Origin of the sequence: Pseudoclavibacter sp. JAI123 (assembly GCF_013409665.1) — a bacterium.
Classification (GTDB): Bacteria; Actinomycetota; Actinomycetes; order Actinomycetales; family Microbacteriaceae; genus Pseudoclavibacter.
Genome location: NZ_JACCCM010000001.1, coordinates 1,110,872 through 1,128,416 on the forward strand (window position 1 = coordinate 1,110,872; position 17,545 = coordinate 1,128,416).

The following is a 17,545-nucleotide window of genomic DNA, read 5'->3' on the forward strand; positions in this document are numbered from 1 at the left end:
GGTCTTCCTGCTCGTGGAGATGGGCCGAGTGCGCCGGCGCTGGAGCTCGGGGGACCGGTCGGCACAACGCTACAGGCAGCGTGCGCCTGATATGCGTGCCCCTGCGTCCGTTGCGTTAGTGTCTAAGCGTGCTCGACCATGGCGATCGGCTCCGATCAGCGCATCCCGGGCACTTGGCAGTACTCACTCGCGCGCGGAAAGAGGGCCCGTGGCCTCGCAAATGGTCTCGATCGTCGTGCCGACCAGAGGCGGCGCACAGCGCCTCCCGAGACTCTTCGAGGCGCTCGCTCGGCAGACGGACAGTCGTTGGGAAGTGGTCGTCGTCATCGACGGAGACACCGACGACTCCGCAACCGTCTGCGCACGTGCCGCAGCCACCGATCCGCGCGTGCGCGCTGAGGTATTCCCCGAGAATCGCGGTCGTTCCGAAGCGCTCAATGCAGGTTTCCGAGCCGCTGTCGGCGACATCATCGTCCGGTGCGACGATGATCTCGTTCCTGGGGCCGACTACGTCTCGACGCACTTCCGCCTGCATGAAGAGGCCCGCGCCCAAGGACGGGAGGTCGGCCTGGTCGGGTTGTACCAGAACGTGTATCCCGACACCGCCTATGCCGAAGCCTACGGAAGGCCACACGACGCGAAGTTCCGCGATGATGCCTACTCCAGCGCGCCCGACAAGCACTGGAAGTACTGGGCCGGAAACGTCTCTGTCAGCCGGGCGGCCTCCGATCTCGTGGGTGAGTACGACACCGCATTCCGTGCGTACGGCTATGAAGACGTCGATATGGGATATCGGCTCGCGCAGGCTGGGGTCGCTGTCCTGCTGGTTCCGGAGCTGGAGACACCGCACTTCGTCGCCGCCACGACGACCGAAATCCGTGTCAAACGCGCCTTCTACTCCGGGTCGGCCCGGGCCGACTTCGACGTGAAGCACGCCATGCCGCGTCGGCAACCGGCGTCCGGACCCTGGGGGAGAGCAGTGGAGCGTTCTGGCCAGAGATCATCACTCAGCACGCTCATGAGTCGCGCACGTCGCGTCGACTCAGTGCTGGGCCGAGTTCCGGGCCCTGTTGGCGAGAAGCTGGTCGCCTTCCTCGTCGAGGCGGCCGCGGTCGCGGGCTACGGCAACACTCGGGCGCTGGACACGAACTTCTAGTCGCGCGTCTGCTCAGCGCACCAGGGCCTCGAGGTGCGCAACTCTGCGATCGAACTCGGCCGCCGCGTGGTGCTCCAGCATCGCGGCCCGACCGGCCGCCGCCGTGGCCTCGAGCTCTTCGCGGTCCTCCGCAAGACGACTGAGAATCGACGCGAGGCCATCCACGTCACCCATGCGCGCCGTCCACCCCAGCCCGAACTCATCCACCAGCGCGGAAAGCGCAGCGTTGTCGAAACCGACGATGGGAACGCCGAGGCCTGCAGCTTCGAGATACGTGCCGGACGGGTCGCCGAGCACGTGAGGCAACAGCATCACGTCGACGTGCTCTCGAATGTGCGATGTCCACTGCGATGCGAATTCCATCGGTTCGAGGAACTCGACGTCGGCATCAGCTCGAGCACGAAGCTCGTCCTCGAGGGGGCCCGCCCCGATCAGTGAGACCCGGTGGGCGACCCCGAGTTCTCGGAGCCGATCGTGGACGTCGATTACGTAGCCCGTGCCCTTGATCGGCAGGAAACGGCCCGAGAATGCGATGCGCAGGGGCGGGAGATCGCCTCGGAGTTCCGCGGAGCGGATGGGCTTGGACTCCTCCACATGCGCCAGGTCGAGGCGCGTGTCGTAGTACACCATCGCGTTTCTCGTGGACCGACCATAGGCGGCCCAGACGGCTCGACCGTTGCACTGCAGCCCGTCGGCGCGGCGAGCCATGCGCTGGCGAATCCGTTCGTGGCGCATCCACCCGAGGCGCAGTCGCAACCTCGGGAGCACCCCAGTCGCGTCACGGAGTTCGCTCGCCGCCCAGTCCGAGGAGAGGTTCTCTGTGTAGAACACCGTCTTGTTCTCGAGCTCGAGAAGCCACTCGTATTCCTTGGTGTGCGGGGCCATGACGACGTTCGCCGCTCGCAGCGCAGAGGACTCGGCGAACTGACCGACGACCTCTACTGCGAAGGGGAGGTCTCCGATGTCGACCCAGTTGAGCCCGAGGTTGCTGTCGGAGGTCTCGCGCTTGCCTCGCGTCACCATCACCACTGACCCATGCCACCGTTCCTGGTAGGCGATCATGCCGCTGAGCGTCTTGTCGGAGATGCGGATACGCGCGCCGCCGTCCCAGGGGTGGTGACCGGGCATGACGATGGCGAGTGTTGCCGCGACGCCTGCCGGTGCGGACGAGTCAGATGCCATGGGGAAGACCTTCGGAGTTCGGTTCGCCTCGCAGGTAGACGTTGCGGAGCTGGTTCAAGAACGCTTCACGACCGAAGATCGTCATCGCATCTTCGCGAGCGCCAGCGGCACGTTCGAAGGCGATCTCAGGGTGGAGCAGGGTGTCGGTCACTGCGGCCGAGAACTCGCGGGCGTCATCTGCAACCCCGGCGTACCAGCTGGGCTCGCCGACGCCCTCGGCACCGACGGATGTGGCGACGACGGGAATTCCGCGCACGATCGGCTCGACGGTCTTGAACTTGACGCCGGCTCCCGAGAGGAGCGGAATGACTGCGACACTCGTGTCCTGGTAGACGTCGTCGAGGTCGTCGACGAATCCGAGGAGGTCCACGTTTGTGACGTTCTCGAGGTGAGCACGCAGTTCGTCCGACATGCCCCCACCTGCAACGCGCAGTCGGGCACCAGGGACGGCGTCCTGAATCGCCGGCCAGCAGCGTTCCACGAACCAGAGCAACCCGTCGCGGTTCTCGGCGCGGGCGAAGAAGCCGAGGAAGAGGACCGTCGGCTGACGGGAGACCTTTGCCTGGGCGCTGTGGCCAGCGGCCAGGGGCGGAGGGATCACGCGAATGTGCGTGTGGGCCGCCTGCGGATCGAGCAGTGAGCGGTCCTTCTCGCTGAAGACGACGATGTGGTCGGCCACTCGGAGCAGGTGCTTCTCCGAGGAGCGTGCGATCCGGTGGGCCAGATCCCATTTCCAGCGCTGGAGACGAGAGGTGGCTCGCTCTCGCTCTCGCAACCCGCGCTGAGAGCTCACGTCGTGAAGCGTCACCACGGTTATCGCACCGGGGTTGAGCCGGCGCAGCCCGATGAGCCGGGCCCACGACGACCACTGGAAGTCGAGAACCTCCGCGTTCTGGATCGCGGCTCGCAGGCGACGGCTGAACCAGAGGTCCAGCACCGCTGGCAGGTAGGGGGCATCGGGGTCGATGCGGCGTACGGCATTGTAGACGCGAACCGCGAGAGAATGGCGCCTCCCGCGCGCGCGAGCGAGGAGATCGAAGCTGCGGGCGTGGCTTGGGTCCTCGGCAGCGGCGGAGTTGCTGGGCAGGTCTGGAACGAGATAGTGCAGTTCTGCGCCCAGGTCATCCACCAGAGCCGCATCGAGCTGCCAGACGTACAGACCACCGGCGTGTTGGACGCGCGCGTGCGGCAGGACCGGAGTGATGGAGCAGATCTTCGTGTGAGAAGCGGGCACCATGATCCTCTTCGTCCGACGCTGGAAGACCCAGCGACTTTCATCCGCAAGGAAGATACCACTGCGGGTCACGGGCGCCCGTCCCTGTCCGGGTATCATTCACATGATGTGCCGCTGGGGTGGCCCGTTGCTGGCTAGTCTGGGCGTGTGTGTGACAGGGCACTCGTCGAAGATCGGCGACGTTGAGGGAACTTCTATGAGTTTGGCGGATCGGTGGACAACAGCTCACCTGACGTGACGATCGTCGTCATCGGCTACAAGCATGCAGCGTTCATCGAACAGTGCCTCGAGAGCATCGCAGCCCAAACCGTCCAAGCTCGGTGCATCGTCATCGACGACGCCTCGGGAGACGATACCGAGCAGGTTGCGGAAGCCTGGTTCGCCGAGCATCCGGAGGCGCAGGCCGAACGTATCTATCACCAGGAGAACCGCGGCCTGGTAGGCACGCTCAACGAGGCGCTTCGCAAGATCGAGACGCCGTACTTCGCCTACATCGCGGCTGACGACTGGATGGAACCGCGCCGAGTCGAGCTCCAGCTCGAGGCCGCGCTCGAAGCGGGTCCCGAATGCGCTCTCATCTACAGCGATGTGTTCCGAGCCGATGGAGCTGGTCGTCGCTTCGAGGAGAGCTATGCGCAGATCCATCGCGAGCAGTGGCTCGCGGCAGAGGATCCCGATGCGTACTCGCGGCTGCTCGTCGGCAATTGGATCCCCGCGCCATCAGTGATGCTGCGCACCGACGCAGTCAGGGCAGTCGGCGGCTACGACGAGGACATCTTCTTCGAGGACCATGACATGTACCTGCGCCTCGCGCAGCGATTCGGCGTCACCTGGCTCGCTCAGCCTCTCGCGACCCACCGGGAGCTGGATGATTCGTATGGACACCGGATGTTCTTCACGGCTGAAGGGCAGCGCGACTTCCAGAAGGCGCAGGTAAGTCTCCTCATCAAGCACGCAGGCGCCGAACAGGCTCGCTCCGCCGGGATCCAGGAGAAGCTCCGCGTACGCATCTCCCAGCTGTACTGGGAAGGCGAATCGCCAGCCTGGATCCACTCCAACGCGCGACTTCTCATTCGGGCTCTGCCGAAGCCCGATCTCAAACTTCGGCTGATCTCGATGGCATCGGGCCTCGGCATCTCCGGACGAAGCATCCGAACGCTCACCGCCCCCGGTCGAACACGTCGCGAGGTCTAGATGGACAACAACAAGGGCCTCTTCACGGCCATCCGCACCTGCCTCAGGATCGTCCCGTGGCGCATGCGCTCGAAGCTCATCGCGATTCTGCTCGGGTCCGTGGGGGTCGCGCTGATGGATATGGCGTCCGTGGCACTCATGCTGCCCGTCATGGAGCTTGTCTCCGGGCAGAGCGTCCAGAGCAGCGTCTACCTGCAGATCATCGCGAATGTGGTCGGCACGGAAGACGTGCAGACCATGCTGGTCTTCACGCTCGCGGTCGTCATCGCGCTCATGATCACGAAGAACGTCCTGAGCGCGGTCTTCCGCTGGTGGAGCCTGGGCGTCATGGCCGAAGCTCAGTCGGCGGTGGTCCACGAGGTCTTCGCGCTGTACCTTTCAGCGTCGTACGAGAGCCACCGCAAGCGCGATACCTCCGACATCTACCAGACCCTCAACGTCTACATCCCCGGCTCGTTCGGGATCGTGATGCTGGGGTTCATCCAGCTCTTCGTGGATGGCCTCTCGGCACTCCTCATCGTGGTGGCGCTCGCCGCCGTGTCGCCGATGGCGACGCTGCTCGCCCTCGTCGTGTTCGGCGGTACGGCGTTCCTCATGCAGGCCCTGCTGCGCAAGCGCACCGTGCGGATCGGCATGGACATGCGCGACGTGGGGCTCGCTGGCTGGCGCTACCTCAGCCCCGCCGTCGAAGGATTCACGCAAGTTCGGCTAGCCGAGATGGAGAAGGACTTCGTCACGGGGTACTCCACGAGCCGCCGCGAGGGGAACATGCTCGGCCGGAAGTCGACGATGTTCGCAGAGCTGCCGAAGTATGTCCTCGAGGTCACGATGATCCTCGGTATTGCGCTCATCGCCGTCGTCCTCTTTGCCACCTCGGACGAGCAGACAGCTGTGGCGGTGCTCGGGGTCTTCGCGGTCGCCTCTGTTCGCATCATCCCAACCCTGAACAGGGCGCTCGCGAGCGCGACCGGAATCCGTGCGGCACAGGCGAATGCCTTTGGTCTGGCTGAGCAGATCGACCTGCTCGAGGCGGAGCCTGGGCGCCACAGCCCTGAGCACGACGACACCCCCTTCGGGTTCGGCGACATCGAAGTGTCCAAGCTCTCATTCCGCTTCGCCGACGGTGAGCGCTCCGTGCTGGATGAGGTCTCGGTGAAGCTCCCGGAGGGCGCCACGATCGCGCTCGTCGGGTCCAGCGGTGCTGGGAAGACCACGTTCGTCGACATTCTCCTGGGTCTCCTCACGCCCACAGGAGGGTCCGTCGAAGTCGACGGCAAATCGATCCACTCGAATCCGTACGCCTGGCGTCGACAGCTCGGTGTCGTGACTCAGGACGTCTACCTCCTCGATGCATCGATTCGCGAGAACATCGCCTTCGAAACGGATTCCTCACGGATCGATCCGGTGCGCCTCGAGAAAGCTGTCGAGATGGCCCAGCTGACCGACTTCATCGCCGCGCTGCCGGATGGCATCGACACGGTCGTCGGCTACCAAGGGGCGCGCATCTCTGGCGGGCAGAAGCAGCGCATCGGTATCGCCCGAGCGCTCTACCGGGAACCGAAGCTCCTCATCCTCGATGAGGCGACGTCTGCGCTGGACAACGAGACCGAAGCGAAGATCACGCGAACGATCGATGCGCTGCGCGGCAAGATGACGATCGTTGTCGTCGCTCATCGGCTTTCCACTGTCCGCAACGCGGACGAGATCCTGTTCTTCTCGCAGGGGAAGATCGCGTCGCGAGGCACGATGTCGGAGCTGGTCGAGCGCAACGACGAGTTCCGGTCGCTCGTCGAGCTTGGGCGGCTTTCGTGACCGTGTCCGGGATCGTCGTCGTGATACCCGCCAAGAACGTCGAGGGCGTCATCGAGACGCAGCTTCGCGCACTCAACGCGCAGTCGATGCTCGATTTCGACGTGATCGTCAGTGACAACGGCTCGTCTGACCGAACTCGTGCTGTCGTCGAGGCCTGGCCCGCAGCGTTTTCGTCGCTGACCTGCATCGATTCGGGGGATCGACCGGGAGTTGCCCACGCGAGAAACCGAGGCATCGAATGCAGCGACGCACCCCTGATCCTCGTGTGCGACAGTGACGATGTCGTCGGACCCGGCTGGGTCCAGGCACACGCTGCGGCCCTGGCGAAAGCAGACGCAGCGACCGGCCCCTTGCTCCTCACCGAGCGAGGAAGGCGAGGCTTCGGCGAATGGGGCGCTGACGGCGTTCCAATTGCGGCCGGATACCTGCCCTACACGCCGGGGTGCAACATGTCCTTTCGTCGTCAGGTTTTCAAGTCCCTGGATGGCTTCGACGCCGGACTCTGGAGGGGCCAAGAAGATGTCGACTTCGGTTGGCGTCTCGTGAAGCACGGCTTCTCGATCTCGCATGCACCCGACGCTGTCGTCGAGTACGAGCAGCGCGTCGGCCTCCTCGCCAAGGTGCGGCAGCAGTTCAAGTACGGGAGAGCTTTCGCTGACCTGTGCTCGAGGTACCGAGCGGATCCGATCCCGGTGCAGGGCATCAAGTGGCGCGGGCGCTGGTGGCTGTCCTTCCTTCGGCGTGGCCTTCGTCACCCCGTGAAGAGCTGGCGCGTCACGTATCCCGCACTGGCGTTCCAGGCGGGGCGGATACTCGGTTCCGTGCAGCACAGAGTTCGGACACCGATGTGGTGACGCTGGTGCATGGGACTGCCCGCGAGGAGGCACGTCATGGCTGAACTCCTGAAGGTCCTGGGTCTCTTCGACCACAACGGCGTCGAACGATCGCAACGGTCGCTGCTCGCCGATGACCGCGTTCCCGGCCCGTACCGCGTCGACCTCCTCATGGATCAGGGTGTCGACCTGCGCACGATGCGGATGGTCACTCATCCGCTGCACAAGAAGCTCCGAGACCTCGTCGAGCATCGGACGGGGGTGCGGACCGACCTCGCGATACGAGGCATCCCAGCAGCGCTCAGCAGCGACGTGGTCCTCGCGATCCTTGAGGACAAGTCCGTGCTGCCGTCGCTCATGCGGCAGCGGGGCCTCCCGCCGTACTCTCGGCGTCGGCTCTCGGTCGTCTCGTGCTGGTGGGGCGAGGAGCTCCTGAACGGAGAGCAGAACACCCTCGACGAGATCGAGCGAGCGATCAAAGGCCTCGATCAGATCTTCGTCTTCTCTCGAAACCAGGTTCCCATTTTCCAGGAGGCAGGCGCAGGCGAGCGCGTGATTCCCGTCAGCTTCGGCGTGGACCACCATAACTTCCGTCCTGAGACAGGTCACGGGCGGCGGTATCAGGTCTTCAGCGCTGGGTTCGACCGCGGACGCGACTTCGAGACGCTCGTCGCAGCCGCGAGACTGCTGCCGGACGTGCGGTTCGACATCGTGACGCAGATGGACATCCTCAGGGGCGAAGCCGCGCCAGCGAACCTGACGGTTCACGCTCCGACCGACGGTGAAGGGCATCGGAACAACCTGCTGGCGGCCGACCTGATCGTCCTTCCGACACACGATCTTGCCTACCCGACCGGGCAGAGCGTCCTCCTGGAGGGAATGGCTTCGGGGCGACCGGTTGTCGTGACGAGAACGGCCGCGATGGCTGAGTACATCGACGAAGGCCACGCGAACTTCTCGATGCCGCTCCACGACCCTGCTGGCGTCGCCGCCACCATCTCGAGGCTTCTCGCCGACCAGGCCCTCCTGGAAGAGGTGGGCGTTCGAGCCCGGGCCGTCGTCGAAGAGAAATACACCTTCGAACGCATGTGGCGGGAGATCGCCGGTCACCTCGGACGGGGACTTGGAATGCCCGCAGCCGGGACACGCTGACGCTCACGGACGTCCGCTCAAGGACAGATCAGGACACGGTCTCGTGCAGGACCGATCCCAAGGCGACTCCAGCCCCACAACCGGCTACTTCTGCGGACGATTCCCGCTCCTGAAACCGCGTGCCCCGCGCGACAGCAGCCAGGTACCTGAATGCTGGTCGCCATCGTTGCGTCCCGATCTGGTGCGCAAGTGCACCACCGGGGGAACACATGTCTCAAACGAAGATCGTCGCGAGCGTTTTCGCGGCCACCGCACTCATCTGCTTCGGCTCGGCGACGCCGGCCAACGCAGCGACCGTAGCGAATATGCCGGGGCCCATAAGCGCCCTGACCACCACACCTGACCTCACCTGCAACGCGAACGTGGCAGGAGGGTCCGACGAACCACACTTCCAGCTCGGTGCGTCCTGCCTGACGGCCGTTGTCGCGGGCGGCACGCTCAACAGGCCCGCAGATTACCCACTCCCTGGCTACCCAGGCGCCGAGGTGCGGGTGCAGGGTTGGTCGCCCATTGCCCAAGAAACATCCGGCAGTGGAACGCTCTTCGACCCCTTCGTCATCTCCACGGTCGTGGCCGGCGACCAGATTCAGGTCACCCAGATCGACACGTATGCGTCTGGCTCGTCGTCGTTCACGACCTCCGTTGAAGTCGAGAACGTCGGCAGCATAGCCCTCGAGCCCATCGTCTACCGAGTCTCCGATTGTGCCCGCGCTCAGTACGACGTGCTCTCCTATGCCGCAGCGCCGACAGGTGACGGTTCGGTCGCCTGCAACAGCATGCAGGGCATCCCCACGGGACAGTGGGGTGAAGGAACGACGGCGGGCGACGACCTCGCGCAGCTCGTACCGATCACACCGGGCAGCAAGTTCGAAGTCGACCAGGGGCGAGGTATCGGGGCTCATATCGCCCTCGAAGCGGAGTTCAACAACACTGCTCTGACGCTGGGCGGGGCCCGAGACAACTTCATCGGCTTGAGCTGGAAGCTTGATCTCGCCCCAGGGGCATCATCGAAAGTCGCCTTCCAGACGCACTTCTCGACGGAAGACAAGCGAGCAGTGCCCACCGCACTGACGCTGGAGGACGGCGAAGGTGGTGAGAAGACCGTGACGGCCTCGTTCGGCACGGAGGAAGTTCCGATCGCTCTCTCTGGTTCACCACTCGTCAGGCTGCCCGCCGGAATCAGCTACGTCGAAGGCTCGTCCACGATCGGCGAGCCGATGGTCGTCGGCGACATCCTCATGTTTACGGCACCCGTTGGATCGACAGGCACGAGCTTCTCGTTCCGGATCGCAGGGGGCGAATCCGGAGCCAGCGGTGACCTGAAGCTCGCGGGCTCAACCATGGACGGCGTCGACTTCGTGCAGACGACGGTGCCGATCGAGATCGCGCCGTTCACTCCAGAACCCACCTTGACGCCAACTCCGATCTCGACACCGAGCCAATCCCCGACGGTCGCGCCCACCGCCACCGCGTCGGTGTCGCCGACCGCGAGCACGACCGCACCTCCGGCCGCATCCACACAGGCAACCGCCACCCCTGCCGCTGCACCCGCGTCTGGTGCCCTCGCCACCACCGGCGCCGACGGCAACTTGGCGCCCCTCGGCATCGGAGCCGGGATCGTCCTGCTTCTCGGAGTGGGGGTCAGCGTGCTGGCGCTGCGTCGCCGCGCCGGGGATGAGCTCCGCTAGGCAACGACCTGCAGCAGCGCTGAGGCCGGCCGCTCGCATCTCTCCTGAGACCGCGGGCCGCCGGCTCTCCCGCGTCAGAAGAACATCTCCAGCGTCAACCGCAGCGCCTCCTCAGTGAGCACCGCGGCTGTCGACAGCCCCGCCGTCGCGATCAGCGCCCCGGGGTGCGCCAACCCGACCACGACGGCACGCAGCCTCGGCTGCTGCGCGAGGAGCGCATCCGGAACCCTCGATCGCTGCTGTGACGGATGCTCGCGCCAACCGCGCAGCTTCGAGAGGAACCACGCGCATCGCAGGAGGAAGACGAGCCAGATAGCCAAGACGACCGGGAACATGAGGCCCGCGAACAGCTGGATGCCCGAGTACGTGATCTCGTCCTCGCGGTTCTCAGCGATGAGCTGCAACAGCGTCGACAGGCTGGCGCTCATCACCACGGACACGGTCCAGGCCACGAACCCGACGATGAGCGTCACGAACCGGACGAAGAAATGCCCGAACACGGAGTCGTGCGCGTCAAGGTGGCTGCGGGGCGTGTGCAGGAGCAGCGCGACGGTCGCCGAGAGCGCGGGCAACGAACCCACCATGAGGACCGCCACCCACACCACCGTCGACCAATCAGCAACCCAGCCCACCACGGTCAGGCTGCCGAACACCACGAACCAAGCCCAGTTCCAGAGCAGCGGATGCGACACGAGGGCCGTCGGGAGCCGTCGGTCCACGGCGTCGAGCAGGCGGTGAGCGGACGGCACCCGCGCGGAGTTCATGCGCCAATCGTATTGCCGACCGCGCCGTAGCTGGGCCACCGATTCGCGTTCCCGGACAGGCGCATCTCCGTGCGTTTTCAAGCGCCCTGACGGGATTCGATCACGCCGAAAAGGATGCCGCGAAATCGACCAGTGAATAGTCCATGGAAGTAGTCCATGCAGGGTTCTGGACCGGGTCAAACGGGTCTAGCTTTGCGCTGTCAGTAGACCACCGGTGCACGACACCGAGTTCCACAGCGAAAGCCCCCCGGCTTTCGCCCACGTCCCCTGGGGGTAGGAAACACATGCTCGATACCCAAGCGAACACGCCGCGCTCGACGGGCCTCAACCGACGTGACCTGCTCGGTGCCGCCGTCTGGACCACGCTCGTCATCGCCGTCGCAGTCGCCGCGCCTGCTCAGGCCACCTCGACGGTCGAGTACCGCCCCTTCAGCGGCTCGCACATCGTCCTGACGACAGAGGACATCGACCAGCAGGGAACCGTCGACGGGGTCCCGACCTTCGCCCTGCAGGGAGAACCGGACAACCCAGTCGTCTACTTCGGGGCGAGCGTCGACGGGCTCCAAGCGACGCTCACGAGCTACACGGTCACCTACGAACTCCCCTTCGCCGTCGACTGGGACGTCGTCGACCAGGACTGGAGCATGATCGAGTCCGAACCCGTGGACGGCTACTACACCTACACGCTCACCCCACTCGCGCTGCCCGCTGGCCGCATCGACATGGAACGGCCCCTCAGCACCGGGCAGCCGTGGGCGGCCGACGAGACGAACTCCGTAGCTGCGCCACAGTTCCACGGGACCGCCCGAGACGGAACATGGTCGGTCGGCGGAACCAGACCCTTCCAGGTCTCCAGCGTCAAGCACTACGACTTCATCGCCCACCTGCCGACCGGCGACGTGGTGGACAGCTTCCACCGCGAGCGAGTCACCGGGGGCGTTTGATCGCACGTCCGTCGCCATCGGCGCACAACTCAGAATGCCGATTCAGATCCTTCCCGCGCGGTGCATGGCACAGCGGGGGAGTTCTGCCCTGCGCTGGACCGCACCGGTTCGGTTACAGTTACCCCCGGGGTAACGAGCTGACGTGCCGTATGCCCACCGGTTCGTAGGGGGAAACTCGACCCGGTGAGGGCAGCCGCAACGCGAGGGAGACACGTGTCTTCCGCGCGCAGCTCAGCGCCCCGACGGCGCCGACCGAACCTGGTCGGCATCAAAGGGGGAAACACAATGTCACTTGACGATGTCCAGAACACGCAGAAGACGGTCGACCGCCGCAAGGTCCTCGGGGCAGCGGCCTGGGCCACGCCGGTGATCGCGCTCGCAGTTGCCACGCCAGCAGGCGCGACCTCGCAGATCCAGTACCAAGCGCACTCCGGATCCGGGGCCACCATCGCCTACGGCTCCTACCAGGGCTCCGACAACAGCCAGGAGTTCGGACTCCTCGTGCAGGTCGTCAACACGTACGTCATCCCGTGGGCGACCTTCAGCGCCAACGTTCCGGGCCTCACCGCAACGGTCACGAACTTCGTCGCGACCTACGACTTCCCCTTCGCCGTGGATGTGCAGGAGATGAGCTCAGACTGGTCGCTCACCGAGAGCGAGCCAGCCGGCGGACCGTTCACCTACACATTCACGCCGACGTCACTCCCATCAGCACCCATCGAGATGCGCGAGCCCCTCGGAGACGCGACGCCCAACGTGATCACTCCAGCGAACTCGCTCATCGGGCCCAGCATGCTCGGGGTGGCGGTCAACCCACCGCCCCACGGAACCACCGTCGCCGTGCCCTACACGCACACGTACGACTTCACCGTGAGCTTCCCGAACGGCACGACGGTCAACGACAGCTACACCTTCACGGGAACGCACGTCACGGCACCCGAGTAGCAGGCGCCGCCGCGTGATGCAGCCCCCGTCCCAGTCCACGACTGCGGCGGGGGCTGCGGTGTTTCGTGCCCCAGCGCCGGGTTCCCTCCGTTTCTCCGTTCCTCCGGCCCCGCGACTCGCGCTCGACTCGCGTACGCTCAACCGAGTGAAACCCAGACGACGCGCACGGAACAACCGCGCGCTCGCAGCCATCGGACTGGCCGTCGCGCTCGCTGTGGCCGTCGCACTCGCCGGTCTTCCCCTCTTCGTCTTCCCCTCCACGGACGAACCGAGCGAGGTCGACGCGATCGTCGTGCTCGGCCCGCCACGCGACGCGCGCATCCACGCCGCCCAGCAGCTCGCAGCCGAGGGCTACAGCGACACCATCGTCATCGCCGTCGACGACTACGGCATCGACGCAGCCATCAACATCGACGCCTGCGCACCGGACGCGGCACCCGACCAGGCTGGACTCGTCACCCGCTGCCTCATCCCCGAACCCTTCACCACCGCCGGAGAAGCCCTCATGGTCGAGCGGCTCGCAGCGGCCGAGGGATGGGAGAGCGTGATGATCGTGACCAACGTCACCCACATCTCACGCGCCCGCATGATCTTCACCGACTGCCTCGGCGGGGGAGTGCTGGCCATCGATGACGGGGCGGGCATCGAAGACTCCAACTGGGCGTGGATGTACGCCTACCAGTCAGCGGCGTTCGTCAAGGCCCTCGTCGCGCCCACCTGCTGAATCGCGCGGCAGTTCTCGCGGGGCCAGGCACGCCCACCCGCGATATCGGCGGCACTCGGTACGGTAGATGCATGACGACACGTCGCAACGAGGGGACAGCATGACCGCGCTCGACCACACCACCGTGCAGTGGCGCCGGGTGTCGCCCAAGTACATCTGGTCAGAGCTCATCGGAGCCTTCTTCTGGGCCCTGATCGCGCTCGCCGGCATCATCGCGATCCTCGTCATCCCCGACGTGCCGAAATGGGTCGCCGTGTTCCCCGGTGCCGGCCTCCTCGTGATCCTCATCTCCATCCCCTTCGAATGGCGCCGCGTGCGCGCCATCGGCTACCAGCTGCGCCAAGACGACCTCGTGTTCCGCCGCGGCCTCTTCTGGAGCCGCATGGTCGCCATCCCATACGGTCGCCTGCAGCTCGTCGACATCCAGCGCGGCCCGCTCACCCGTATCTTCGGGCTGTCGTCGCTCAAAGTCGTCACCGCGGCCGCAGTCACGAACGTGACGATCCCCGGCCTCGGATGGCAGGACGCGGAGAAGCTCAGAGACGACCTCGTCGCGCTCGCCGAGACCCGCCGAGCTGGCCTCTGATGAGCGCGCCCACCCCACCAGGCAACTGGCAGCAGCCCGGGCCACCCCCGCCCATGGGCAGTGCACCGCACGGTGCCATGGCAGGGGGTCCGCCGCCCGGTCCGCCGCCCGGACCGGCGCTCGGGCAGGGCTCCGACCTCATCGACGGCGAATGGCACAGACTCCACCCGCTGACACCGCTCCTCCGCGTCGGCGTGTTCGTCATCGCCATCGGTGCCTTCCTCATCAACCAGTCATGGCAGACGATCACGAGCTTCCTCTTCCCGCAGCTCGACGAGTACAGCGGCGCAGAGTACGACCCGACCAACATGGTGCTCCGCAACGAGGGCTGGCTGTTGTGGGTCGCGCTCGGCATCCTGGCCGTCATCCTCATCCTCGGGTTCTTCAGCTACCTGTCGTGGCGCTTCTCGCAGTTCCGCGTCAGCGACACGACCATCGAACTGCAGACCGGCGTGCTGTTCCGCAAGAGCCGCCAGGCGCGACTCGACCGCGTGCAGGACATCAACATCCAGCGCCCCCTCGTCGCTCGCATCGTCGGCGCCTCGAAGATCGAGATCGGCGTCGCCGGCGAGAATGCCAACATCCAGCTCGTCTACGTGCGCACACGCGACGCCGACGGCATCCGCGCCGGAATCCTTCAGCGCGCGTCCGGAGCGAAGCGCAACGAGCGCCAAGCCCAAGCGCAGGGGTACGCCCACGCCGGGCAGCCAGGCGCACCCGGGTCAGCCGACGGCAGCCCGTCGGCGCCCGGATATGGTCCCGCTGGCGCTTCGGGCGACTCAGCGTCGCAGCCACAGCAGAAGCCGCCGACCGCAGAGCAGCTGCGTACACGAGCATCCGAATTCTTCGCCCAACGAGTCGAAGAGCTCACGAGCCCTGAACTCGCGCCAGGCGAGGCCGCACCGCAGTCCGTCGTGCGACTCCCACCATGGCGGCTCGTCGTGGCCAACCTCGTCAACCCGTGGCTCATCGTCATCCTCGTGGCCCTCATCGCCGGCCTCATCGTCACCTTCACCTTCGGGTTCTGGTGGCTCCTCTTCTCGATCCTGCCCCTCGGCGCCGTCTTCTTCGCCGTCACCGTCGGCCAGATCCTGCCGTCGCTGAACTACAGCATCGCCGCCACCCCGGACGGCGTCCGCGTCGGCCGCGGGCTCCTCACCACCAGCAACGACACGGTCCCACCCGGGCGCATCCACGCCGTGCAGGTATCGCAGCCCCTCTTCTGGCGACCCTTCGACTGGTGGATGGTGCGCATCACCCGCGCCGGCACCGAACAGGTCTCCTCAGACGGATCCCAGAACCAGGCGGCGCTCACCCGCAACCTCGTCCTCCCCGTCGGCACCCGCGCCGAGACCGAACGTGTCCTCGCGCTGCTGCTCCCAATGCTCGTCGACGACGAAGTGCGCCGACTCATCGAGTTGGGCATGTACAGCAAGGGCAACGACGACTACTTCGTCACCGCGCCGAAACGAGCCGCATGGATGCGCCCGTTCTCCTGGAAGCGGCACGGGTTCCGCCTCGACAACCGCGCGCTCTACCTGCGCTTCGGCGCCTGGTCGCGCAAGCTCACGATCGTCCCCGCAGAGCGGATGCAGTCCATCGGCCTCGACCGCGGGCCCATCGGCTACTTCGCCAACGTCGTCAACCTTCACGCCCACACCGTGCTCGGCCTCGGAGTGACAACGCGCATCGGCATGGTCGACGGCAACATCGGAGTCCGACTCTTCGACGACGTGTCCGCCGTCGCCATCCGCGCCGCGAACCTCGACACCTCCCACCGGTGGCGCGAAGCCGCCACGCTCAGCGCCATCGCAACCGCACGCATGCGCGTCGCCGACGCGGCAGCGCGCGGTATCCCCGTCGACAGCCAGACCACCGCTGTGCTGCAAGCAGAACGCGAGTACCAGCACGCGCTCGCCCAGAGCGGCCTGCAGGAGACGACGACGCCACCCGTCGCGCAGCCCCAGGCCGCGCAGAACGCTGCACCGGCCCCGGACCTGTCCCGGATCCCCGCCCAGTTCGGGTCCGTGGGTTCCGCACCCGGAGGAGCCGCCGCGCAGCCCGCGCGATTCGGCTCCACCGCATCCCCGTCGACGGATGCGCCCGCGTCCGCGCCGCCCGCGCCCGTGCCCGCGCCTTCGCAGATCGGTCCCGTTCCGGGCGCGCCGACGAACGGCGCCTGGGCGCCGGTCTCCTGGGAGCCCGTCGCCACGACGCCGGCCGGTCCAGAGTCTGCGATCGACACAACGCCGACACCGATTCAGACTCCAGCGACGATCGGGCCCGCGCCGGCCGGGACAGCGCCGCGCATCCCGAGCGCACCGCGCATCCAGAGCCCACCGCCGGGGCCCGCCCCGTCCACCGCACCGGAGTCAGCTAGCGCCGCGCCGTCAGGACCCCCGGTCGAGGAGGCGCCGAAACCAGTGGACTCCGCGCCGTCAGAACCTGCAGGCGACGAGGCGCCGCAGCCGCTCACACGTCGCCAGCTGCGCGAGCAGCGCCAGAACGGCATCGTGCCGCCGCCGAGCCCAGAATCGCACCGCGGGCAGCCCCCGGAGGACAGCGCGTGACCGGCCGAGAAGGGCGCCTCGGCATCGGTCTCGTCGGCGACTCGCCCACCGGGCTCATCGTCGCGACCGCACTCGCCGCCGCAGGACACGCGCTCGTCGGAGTCGCCACGGAATCCGAGGAGGCCACCGAACGCGCATCCGCAATGCTGCCCGGTGCCCCCAAGCTCACGCAGCGTCAGGCCATCGAGCGCAGCGAGCTCGTCATCCTCGCCTACGAAGAGGCCGACCTCGAAACGCGCGTCCTCGAGCTGTCCGAAGCACGCGCCTGGGTGGCAGGGCAACTCGTCCTGCACACCGTCGCCGGCCGCGGCACCGCCGTTCTCGGCACCGCCCTCGACCGAGGCGTCATTCCCCTCGCCGTGCACCCCGCAATCGAGATCACCGGCACGAGCCTCGACCTGCACCGCCTCAAGGAAGCCTGGTGCGCCGTCACCGCCCCCCGCCCAGTGCTCCCCATCGCGCAGGCCCTCGTCGTCGAACTCGGCGCCGAACCGGTCATCATCCAAGAACAAGACCGCCCCACCTACGCGGAAGCGCTCCACACCGCCACAGAGTTCACCCGCTCCATCGTGAAGCAGGCCACCGAGCTGCTCACCGGAATCGGCGTCGAGAACCCGGGCTTCATGCTCTCCAGCCTTGTCCGCTCAGCCGCAGACAACGCCCTCACCGACGCCAATCCGCTTCCCCTCGACCCGCTCGACGGTACGCTTCCTGAGGCGGACCCGCGCTCGTAGCGGCAACCGCCGGTTCCAAGGAGGGCA

General features: G+C 66.4%; 15 protein-coding genes. 12 read left to right on the forward strand and 3 right to left on the reverse strand.

Annotated features, from left to right (window positions below):
- Positions 1 to 220: 220 nt before the first annotated feature.
- A complete protein-coding gene (locus HDC34_RS05280; RefSeq protein ID WP_257023186.1) occupies positions 221 to 1,156 on the forward strand; it encodes a glycosyltransferase family 2 protein in 936 nt (311 codons plus the stop codon).
- Positions 1,157 to 1,168: 12 nt separating this feature from the next.
- Here the strand turns inward: HDC34_RS05280 and HDC34_RS05285 are convergent, their stop codons facing one another.
- The gene (locus tag HDC34_RS05285; RefSeq protein ID WP_179556144.1) at positions 1,169 to 2,338 is read right to left on the reverse strand and encodes a glycosyltransferase; all 1,170 of its coding nucleotides are present in this window, start codon (positions 2,336 to 2,338) and stop codon (positions 1,169 to 1,171) included.
- Positions 2,328 to 3,575 carry a glycosyltransferase gene (locus HDC34_RS05290; RefSeq protein WP_179556145.1) on the reverse strand — a complete coding sequence of 416 codons (1,248 nt, stop codon included), beginning with the start codon at positions 3,573 to 3,575 and terminating at the stop codon, positions 2,328 to 2,330. The genes HDC34_RS05285 and HDC34_RS05290 overlap by 11 nt, the downstream gene beginning before the upstream one ends.
- 210 nt (positions 3,576 to 3,785) lie before the next feature.
- Between HDC34_RS05290 and HDC34_RS05295 the strand changes: the two genes are divergently transcribed.
- The 5 genes from HDC34_RS05295 to HDC34_RS05315 all read left to right on the forward strand — a co-directional run bounded on the left by HDC34_RS05295 (position 3,786) and on the right by HDC34_RS05315 (position 10,251).
- On the forward strand, positions 3,786 to 4,766 hold the full coding sequence (locus HDC34_RS05295; protein WP_179556146.1) for a glycosyltransferase family A protein: 981 nt from the start codon (positions 3,786 to 3,788) through the stop codon (positions 4,764 to 4,766).
- A complete protein-coding gene (locus HDC34_RS05300; RefSeq protein ID WP_179556147.1) occupies positions 4,767 to 6,578 on the forward strand; it encodes an ABC transporter ATP-binding protein in 1,812 nt (603 codons plus the stop codon).
- Positions 6,575 to 7,432, forward strand: coding sequence for a glycosyltransferase family 2 protein (locus HDC34_RS05305; RefSeq protein WP_179556148.1), 858 nt, complete (start codon positions 6,575 to 6,577; stop codon positions 7,430 to 7,432). The genes HDC34_RS05300 and HDC34_RS05305 overlap by 4 nt, the downstream gene beginning before the upstream one ends.
- A 36-nt stretch (positions 7,433 to 7,468) precedes the next feature.
- Positions 7,469 to 8,563 (forward strand): glycosyltransferase family 4 protein, encoded by a 1,095-nt coding sequence (locus HDC34_RS05310; RefSeq protein WP_179556149.1) that lies wholly within the window; start codon positions 7,469 to 7,471, stop codon positions 8,561 to 8,563.
- Positions 8,564 to 8,772: 209 nt separating this feature from the next.
- Positions 8,773 to 10,251: a hypothetical protein gene (locus HDC34_RS05315; protein WP_179556150.1), complete on the forward strand. Its 1,479-nt coding sequence runs from the start codon at positions 8,773 to 8,775 to the stop codon at positions 10,249 to 10,251.
- 74 nt (positions 10,252 to 10,325) lie between these two features.
- Here the strand turns inward: HDC34_RS05315 and HDC34_RS05320 are convergent, their stop codons facing one another.
- Positions 10,326 to 11,015, reverse strand: coding sequence for a hypothetical protein (locus HDC34_RS05320; protein WP_179556151.1), 690 nt, complete (start codon positions 11,013 to 11,015; stop codon positions 10,326 to 10,328).
- A gap of 284 nt (positions 11,016 to 11,299) precedes the next feature.
- Here HDC34_RS05320 and HDC34_RS05325 point away from each other — a divergent pair, with 284 nt between their 5' ends.
- From HDC34_RS05325 to HDC34_RS18165, 6 genes are all read left to right on the forward strand, one after another.
- A complete protein-coding gene (locus HDC34_RS05325; protein WP_179556152.1) occupies positions 11,300 to 11,959 on the forward strand; it encodes a hypothetical protein in 660 nt (219 codons plus the stop codon).
- A gap of 285 nt (positions 11,960 to 12,244) precedes the next feature.
- On the forward strand, positions 12,245 to 12,904 hold the full coding sequence (locus tag HDC34_RS05330; RefSeq protein ID WP_179556153.1) for a hypothetical protein: 660 nt from the start codon (positions 12,245 to 12,247) through the stop codon (positions 12,902 to 12,904).
- Between the two features lie 145 nt (positions 12,905 to 13,049).
- A complete protein-coding gene (locus HDC34_RS05335; RefSeq protein WP_179556154.1) occupies positions 13,050 to 13,628 on the forward strand; it encodes a YdcF family protein in 579 nt (192 codons plus the stop codon).
- A gap of 100 nt (positions 13,629 to 13,728) precedes the next feature.
- Positions 13,729 to 14,214: a PH domain-containing protein gene (locus HDC34_RS05340; RefSeq protein ID WP_104311004.1), complete on the forward strand. Its 486-nt coding sequence runs from the start codon at positions 13,729 to 13,731 to the stop codon at positions 14,212 to 14,214.
- Positions 14,214 to 16,784: a PH domain-containing protein gene (locus tag HDC34_RS05345; RefSeq protein WP_179556155.1), complete on the forward strand. Its 2,571-nt coding sequence runs from the start codon at positions 14,214 to 14,216 to the stop codon at positions 16,782 to 16,784. Before HDC34_RS05340 ends, HDC34_RS05345 begins: the two co-directional genes overlap by 1 nt.
- On the forward strand, positions 16,781 to 17,518 hold the full coding sequence (locus HDC34_RS18165) for a Rossmann-like and DUF2520 domain-containing protein (protein WP_104311006.1): 738 nt from the start codon (positions 16,781 to 16,783) through the stop codon (positions 17,516 to 17,518). The genes HDC34_RS05345 and HDC34_RS18165 overlap by 4 nt, the downstream gene beginning before the upstream one ends.
- The last annotated feature ends 27 nt before the right edge of the window (positions 17,519 to 17,545 follow it).